Source organism: bacterium, assembly GCA_040755795.1.
Lineage (GTDB): Bacteria > UBA9089 > CG2-30-40-21 > CG2-30-40-21 > SBAY01 > JBFLXS01.
Genome location: JBFLXS010000205.1, coordinates 1 through 7,052 on the forward strand (window position 1 = coordinate 1; position 7,052 = coordinate 7,052).

Here is a 7,052-nt window from a genome sequence, read left to right on the forward strand (position 1 = left end):
GTTATCAGGTTATCGGTGAAGAGAAAACAATGACCTGTTATCTCCGATTACTGATTACCGATTACCTAAGTAACATGCAAATTCAATCTTAACAGAGCACTATAATCTTTGCGTTCTTTGCGGTTAAAAAAGGATAAACCACTTAATCTTAAAAAAACTTGAATATCGAGTATTAGTTTCTATTCTTTTATAATATCTCCCTATCTCCTTAATCTCCACATCTCCTTTTGTTACACCACCTGAACGCTTACTATTTTAGAAATATGGTTAAAGGGGGTAGTAAAAAAATGAGAATTTTTGGAGTTATGTTTGTTATAGTTGTTTGTGTAGTTTCTGAAGCCTGGTCAGAACCACTAAGTTTGGAGAGAAGTATTGAGTTGGCTATCAGTAATAATCATAATCTGCGTGCCGCCTCAAAAAAAACCTTACTAACGCAAGCAAAGACTAATTATTACCAGGCACTGTATGATTACAATTTAGCCTGGGCAAGATTACAAAAGGCAATTGGAAGAAACTAAGAATGAAGAATTTTGGATTTGTAATCCGTCAGGCATTTTGGGGGATGAATATTAACCTGTGGAGGACAGAGCGATGAAAATAGGCTATAGGCTGAAGGCTGAAGGACATAGGATAAAAAATCTTCAGCCTTCAGCCTTCAGTCTTCAGCCTATTTTCAGGAGAACGCTCATGCCCCTACAGGGCACAAAGGACGATGAAAAATAATAGCACGCTGATGACGCTGATGATGCGGATATTCGCGGATATAAGATAGAAAACAGAAAAAAAGAAAGAAATCAGCGAAAATCCGTTAAATCCGTGTCATCCGTGTTCTATTCTTACGGCTATTTTTCAGGAGAACCGGGCATGAGCCTACGGCTCACAAAGGAGGAGAAAAATAGTGGTAGGAGATAGGCGTGAAGAGTGATATTTTCCTTACTTTCTACTCTCTACTCTCTACTTCCTATTTTTCAGGAGAATCCTCCATTTCAGTGACGCATTACTTTTTTGTCAATTTCTTTCTTGACATTTTGAATCAATAGTGATAAAATACAGGAAACTGTATAATGCGGCGATGAGTGGTAATTGCCTTGTTCCCCCCTTCGCTCCGCTGGGGGAGAACAAGGCAATGGAGACAGATGCCCTTCGGCGCACCGCTTATCGCCGCATCAGGCATATAAAAAACATTGGAGATTAATCATAACACAACTTCTTGAAAAAGCCTTTGTAGCGTCAGAAGATATATTAGATAAACTGGCGGATGAAGCAATTGCTGAGCATACACGAGGTAAGACAAAAACCATAGGGCTTCACGAAATTATAAAGTAAGTAATCGGTTAAATGGTAACTGGTAACTAATTACCATTCACCAGTTACCAATTACCAAAGATAAGGAGGTAAATTTTATGTTAGATTCAAAAGAAAAACAGATTTTGAAGATATTAGAAAGGGATGCAAAGGTTACACCAGAAAAGATTGCGACGATGATTGGGATGACGGAAGAAGAGGTATCGGCTAAAATTAAGGAATTTGAGGATAAGAAGATTATCGTGCAATACAAGACGATTATTGACTGGGAAAAGGCTGAGGAAGAAGTGGTTTATGCCTTTATTGATGTTAAGGTAGTTCCAGAGCGCAATGTTGGATTTGACGCCGTGGCAAAAAGAATATATAAATTCCCGGAGGTGCATTCGCTATATCTACTCTCCGGAACTTACGATTTATCCGTAGTAGTAGAAGGTAAAAGTATGAAAGAAATAGCCTTCTTTGTAGCAGAAAAATTGGCTACAATAGACCATGTTCAAGGCACAATAAGCCATTTTGTCTTGAAAAAGTATAAAATAGACGGCCAGGTGCTTGAACCAGAGGAAGGAGATAAAAGATTGGCAGTCACGCCGTAAGAAAACGGACAGAGGTCAGATTTAACATCTGATAGAAAGGTGATTTATGAAGGATATAATTTCAGATAAAGTAAAAAATATTCCCCCATCCGGCATCAGGAAATTCTTTGATTTAATCCTCAGTATGGAAGATGTAATTTCTTTAGGTGTAGGCGAGCCTGACTTTGTTACTCCGTGGCATATTCGGGATGCGGCTATTTACTCATTAGAACAGGGCTATACCAGTTACACCTCTAATTCTGGCTTGTTAGAATTGCGGGAATTGATTACCCAGAGGATTAAAGATGATTACAAGGTAAAGTATAACCCGGTAAATGAAGTCTTAATCACTGTTGGTGTAAGTGAAGCCCTTGATTTAGCGATGAGGGCTATTCTTAATCCTGACGATGAGGTGATTATTCCAGAACCATCTTATGTTTCTTATAAATCTTGTGTTATCTTTGCTGGCGGGAAACCCGTAGTTATCCCAACCAATGCCTCAACTGGCTTCAAGATTAAACCAGAACAGATAGAACAGACAATAACTGAAAAAACTAAGGCTATTTTACTTTCTTATCCATCTAATCCTACCGGAGCAACGATGAATAGAGAAGAGTTAAGCAAGATAAGTGAAGTCGTAAAAAGATATGAATTAATTGTTATTGCAGACGAGATATACAAATTACTTACTTATGATGATGAACCTGTTTGTTTTGCCTCTTTGCCGGGGATGAAGGAGCGGACTATTCTCCTGGATGGTTTTTCTAAGGCTTATGCGATGACTGGTTGGCGAATAGGTTATGCCGCTGGTAATTCAGAAATTATTGGTGCGATGACCAGAATACATCAATATACAATGCTTTGTGCCTCAATCATTAGCCAGCGAGCGGCAATACAAGCTTTACGCAATAGTGACAAAGCGGTAGAAGAGATGCGAAATGAATATAATCAGCGACGAAGATTAATTGTCAAAGGGCTGAATGAAATCGGGTTAGAATGCACAATGCCAGGCGGGGCATTCTATGTTTTTCCATCAATTAAAAGGACAGGTTTGAGTTCCGAAGGGTTTGCTGAAAAATTGCTTCGTGAACAAAAAGTTGCCGTCGTCCCCGGCACAGCCTTTGGTGAGTGCGGAGAAGGGTATATTCGTTGTTCTTATGCGACCTCAATGGCAAAAATTGAGAAGGCACTGGAAAAAATGGGGGAATTTTGCGACCAATTATAGCGGTTATTAACTGGAAGTTTACATTAGGATAATACCCATAAATAAGGCATGAGAATAATCGTTCCGTTAGGAACATAATATTGGTAGGAATAGATAGACAAATCAATCAGTTCCGTAGGAATGATATATTGGTAGAAAATTTATGGAAAGCCATTTACCGATATATTGTCCCTATGGGACATTATTTGTATGATATTTATTTCTACCGATATGTTGTCCCTATGGGACATTAAATGAAGGATGAGGTAGAATTTTCACATTCTATTTTTTTCCATTTTATCATAAGAAATGGGGGAAGGCAAGCCAAATGGACATCTGGAGTTTCGTGAATTTTCTATGATTCCTTTCTCCTTTAATCTGTGCGTTCTTTGCGGTCGATTTCTTTGCGTTCTTTGCGGTTAAAAAAAGTGTAAGCATTTTAATATTTAATTTTTGATTTTGTATTACACAATTTGTTGTGTTTAAAGTGGTTTCGCACTAAGTCAGTACCATTCATTTGTGCTCTCTGACCACGCTAAATAGGTACCCAATATCAGTATTAGTAAAATGAATTATTCGCAAGTTATTGATTATCTTTATAGTTTAGAAAGATTTGGTATTCAATTAGGATTAGAAAGAATTACCAGATTGTTAGATATTTTAGGCAATCCGCATAAGGATTTGAAATATATTCATGTGACCGGAACGAATGGAAAAGGTTCTGTTGTAACTTTTATTGGAGAAATCTTAAAGACTGCCGGCTTTAAAGTCGGTATCTACACCTCTCCTCATTTTATATCATTTACAGAAAGAACGACGATTAATGGCATTCCCATCTCTGAAGATGATGTCGCACAAATAATCTCTGAAAAAATACTACCGGCAATAAAAATTCTTCCTCCGGATTTAACCCATCCTACTTACTTTGAAATAGCCACAGCGATTGCTTTAACATATTTTGCCTGGCAAAAGGTTGATTTTGCGGTATTAGAGGTGGGTCTGGGCGGAAGATTAGACGCAACTAATGTTGTTACACCTTTAGTCAGCGTCATTACTTCGATTGGATTAGAACATCAGGATGTTTTAGGGGAAACTTTAGAACAAATTGCTTATGAAAAGGCAGGAATAATAAAACAAAATGTACCAGTAGTTAGTGCGGTAGCTCCACTAAAAGCCAGAGAAGTAATAAAAAAACTTGCCCAATCACAAAATTCAAAACTCTACCAGCTGGGTAAAGAAATAAAATTTAGCATAACCCAATATCCTGCCTCAACCTCAAATTATCAATTTAAAGTGCAGGGATTATTGGGAGAGTATTCAGAGTTACAAACTTCACTTTTAGGCCACCACCAGATAATTAACGCCACAACATCAATTGCTACAATAGAGATATTAATAAAGCATTATGGACTTAAAATTACTCCTCAAGATATTAAAAAAGGTTTATTCGAAGCAAAAATTCGGGGTAGATTAGAACTCATAAAGAAAGATTCACTTATCTTTTTATTAGATGGGGCACATAATCCTGCAGGTGTGATTGTTTTAAGAAAGGCACTTGAAGACTATTTTCCACACAGAAGATTAATTTTAATTATTGGAATCCTGAATGATAAAGATATAAAAACAATGATGAAAAAATTACTTTCTCATAATGAGCGTATTTCCCGCATAATTATTACTCACCCCAAAACAAATAGAGCGGCAGATACAAAAACAATATATCAAGAAGTAAGTAAATATACGGATAAAATTATAGTTATTCCTACCGTCGAAGAAAGTATAAAATATGCCGCATCAATAGCCAGTTCAGTTGATTTAATTTGCATCACCGGTTCATTCTACACTATTGCCGAGGCAATTGAGCTTTTGTAACTATTCCGTGCTTGTAACCGTTCACCGCAGAGACACAGAGCGAAGGAGAAGGGTCGAATCTTGACAGGCTGTTGACATAAAGCAAGGAGAGGAGATATGTTTTTTTCGTCCATCTTATGCGAGATCTGAAGGTAAAATAAACTTTATGTTGGCGGGGTCAATCCAAAAAAAATTAAAGTTTAAGAGAAAAAATGCCGAGAATACCTATAGAAGATTAAAAACTTTCCCACCTGTGAAATAGGAATATGTTGATCGTGGTTAGTATAAGAAGGGGGATAAGAGAATAAAGGAGTAAGCGTTCAGCTACTTAAAAAAATAATTGTAAAATGTAAAATGAGCAATTAAAAATTTAAAAGTCAATTCTGTGTTGTAACTATTCAGCTTCCATTTTTTTCCTTTTAACACTGAAAGTGTTAAATTTCACATAACCGTAGATATAATCTACGGAAAAAGACTCGTGAGCACTACTCGACCCTGAAAGGGTCGAATTTTATCCATCGCCTGAAATTCAACCCTTTCAGGGTTGAGATGTCGTAGATGTTTCGTTTCCGCAGGTTTCTCCTGCGGTTATGTAAAATTTAAACCTTTCAGGTTTGATAAAAAAAGACAGTTAAAAAATGACGAAACTACATTGCTGAATAGTTACAACCCAGTTTTTAAGTTGTCGGACTTCTTATGTTAAAAATTAAAGTCAAAACCGATAAGAAAAAAAGGTAGATTTTATGTCAACAGCCTGTTGAATGTAGAAAGCAGTTTCTTCTACATTTAACATTCACGGTCTGACCCCAACATTCCCGTGCTAATCCGTGTTAATCAGTGGCAGAATAGTTACTTTGAAATTAAAAATCGAAAATTGTTAGAGATAAACCATTAATTTATGTGTCGTGAATTATTACCTGTTCTTATCGATGTTATGTCGCCATACCTCCAGTTCGGCTTTCAGTGGCGCCCAATATTGCTGGTCGAGAATTCTTTCTTTATCCTCTTCTTCCCGTAGAAGCTTTTGAATTTCCTCACTCTTACCTTCAATAGCAAATTGCAAAAGTGGATGTCTTTCCACCAGTTGCGAAGCAATAAGAGGATATTTGTTAGCCAATGATATTAACAATTCTGGTGTTCTACATTCAAGGAGCCAGAAACATACTTTGTCTTGGGGTGGATTAACAGATGCCCTATAAATATCTCCTTCAATTAGGCGTCTAATCATTAACCAATCTTTATCTCGCTGGGTTTTCTTAGCCTTAACAAGCTCAGGAAGACCTATTACGGCTACTTTTCCTATTTCAGGTAACTCAACCTCTTCTCGATGTTTCCATAACTCAGGAAAGGAACTTACCCCGCGCATTATCCCTATAATATCAATCCTCAACCCTTTTACATCTTCTCTCTGACATCGAAAATGACAGGCATGCCCTTTCAATAATATCTCTTCAGAAATATCAGGGACAAAAATTCTTTCAGCCTTAAGGTCATCTAAAGCAATCTTGAGATTTTTAAGATTTTCAGGAGAGAGCATAATTGTTATGTCAATGTCACGGCTAAATTCTGCTGCTCCATAAAAAATACATGCCTGCCCTCCAATCAACAAGGCTTTTACCTTATGTTTTAAAAAAGTGGAAAGGACTCTGGCTATCGGGCTCTGGCTCATAATTTCCTCCAAGAAGCACAAAGACCTCCCATAGTTTCTGAGATTCAATAAAACGTTCTACAGGAGACATATTGTACCAATCTAAAGTTTCTTCTTCAATCATATTTCCTTCCAAATATGGTCTGTTTTTAAAAAGTTCCTTCATCTTCAATCTCCTTTTCGGACACAGGTCTAAAGTTACCTGCACAGGTTACAATTTTTTATCCAAAATGTTTCAACATACCTGTATTATACTTAATTTAATCAAAAAAGTCAAACTTTTTGTGAAATAATTTTTAAATTAAAACGGTGGGGCGATAAAGATAGGATTAGGGTCAGACCTTCACAGGCTGTTGACATAAAATCTACCTTTTTTTCTTATCGGTTTTGACTTTAATTTTTAACATAAGAAGTCCGATAACTTAAAAACTGGGTTTTATGAATGCTATCTTTAAAATCTTAAATCTTTCTC

General features: G+C 36.7%; 8 protein-coding genes. 6 read left to right on the plus strand and 2 right to left on the minus strand.

The features are described from left to right. The first annotated feature begins 287 nt into the window (after positions 1-287). The 6 genes from AB1414_12820 (at position 288) to AB1414_12845 (ending at position 4,953) form a co-directional block, all read left to right on the plus strand. Entirely contained in the window at positions 288-518 is a 231-nt protein-coding gene (locus tag AB1414_12820) for a hypothetical protein (protein ID MEW6608304.1), read from the plus strand. A 73-nt stretch (positions 519-591) separates the two neighbouring features. After that, positions 592-723 carry a hypothetical protein gene (locus AB1414_12825; protein MEW6608305.1) on the plus strand — a complete coding sequence of 44 codons (132 nt, stop codon included), beginning with the start codon at positions 592-594 and terminating at the stop codon, positions 721-723. 316 nt (positions 724-1,039) lie between these two features. After that, positions 1,040-1,195 carry a hypothetical protein gene (locus tag AB1414_12830; GenBank protein MEW6608306.1) on the plus strand — a complete coding sequence of 52 codons (156 nt, stop codon included), beginning with the start codon at positions 1,040-1,042 and terminating at the stop codon, positions 1,193-1,195. A gap of 208 nt (positions 1,196-1,403) precedes the next feature. Next, a complete protein-coding gene (locus AB1414_12835; protein MEW6608307.1) occupies positions 1,404-1,898 on the plus strand; it encodes an Lrp/AsnC family transcriptional regulator in 495 nt (164 codons plus the stop codon). 46 nt (positions 1,899-1,944) lie between these two features. Further along, positions 1,945-3,102 (plus strand): aminotransferase class I/II-fold pyridoxal phosphate-dependent enzyme, encoded by a 1,158-nt coding sequence (locus AB1414_12840; GenBank protein ID MEW6608308.1) that lies wholly within the window; start codon positions 1,945-1,947, stop codon positions 3,100-3,102. Between the two features lie 546 nt (positions 3,103-3,648). Next, positions 3,649-4,953 (plus strand): folylpolyglutamate synthase/dihydrofolate synthase family protein, encoded by a 1,305-nt coding sequence (locus AB1414_12845; protein ID MEW6608309.1) that lies wholly within the window; start codon positions 3,649-3,651, stop codon positions 4,951-4,953. A gap of 892 nt (positions 4,954-5,845) precedes the next feature. Here the strand turns inward: AB1414_12845 and AB1414_12850 are convergent. Further along, positions 5,846-6,601, minus strand: a complete 756-nt coding sequence (locus AB1414_12850; protein ID MEW6608310.1) for a hypothetical protein — start codon at positions 6,599-6,601, stop codon at positions 5,846-5,848. Continuing rightward, complete coding sequence (locus AB1414_12855; protein MEW6608311.1) at positions 6,552-6,746, minus strand: hypothetical protein; 195 nt, start codon at positions 6,744-6,746, stop codon at positions 6,552-6,554. The genes AB1414_12850 and AB1414_12855 overlap by 50 nt, the downstream gene beginning before the upstream one ends. Positions 6,747-7,052 lie beyond the last annotated feature (306 nt).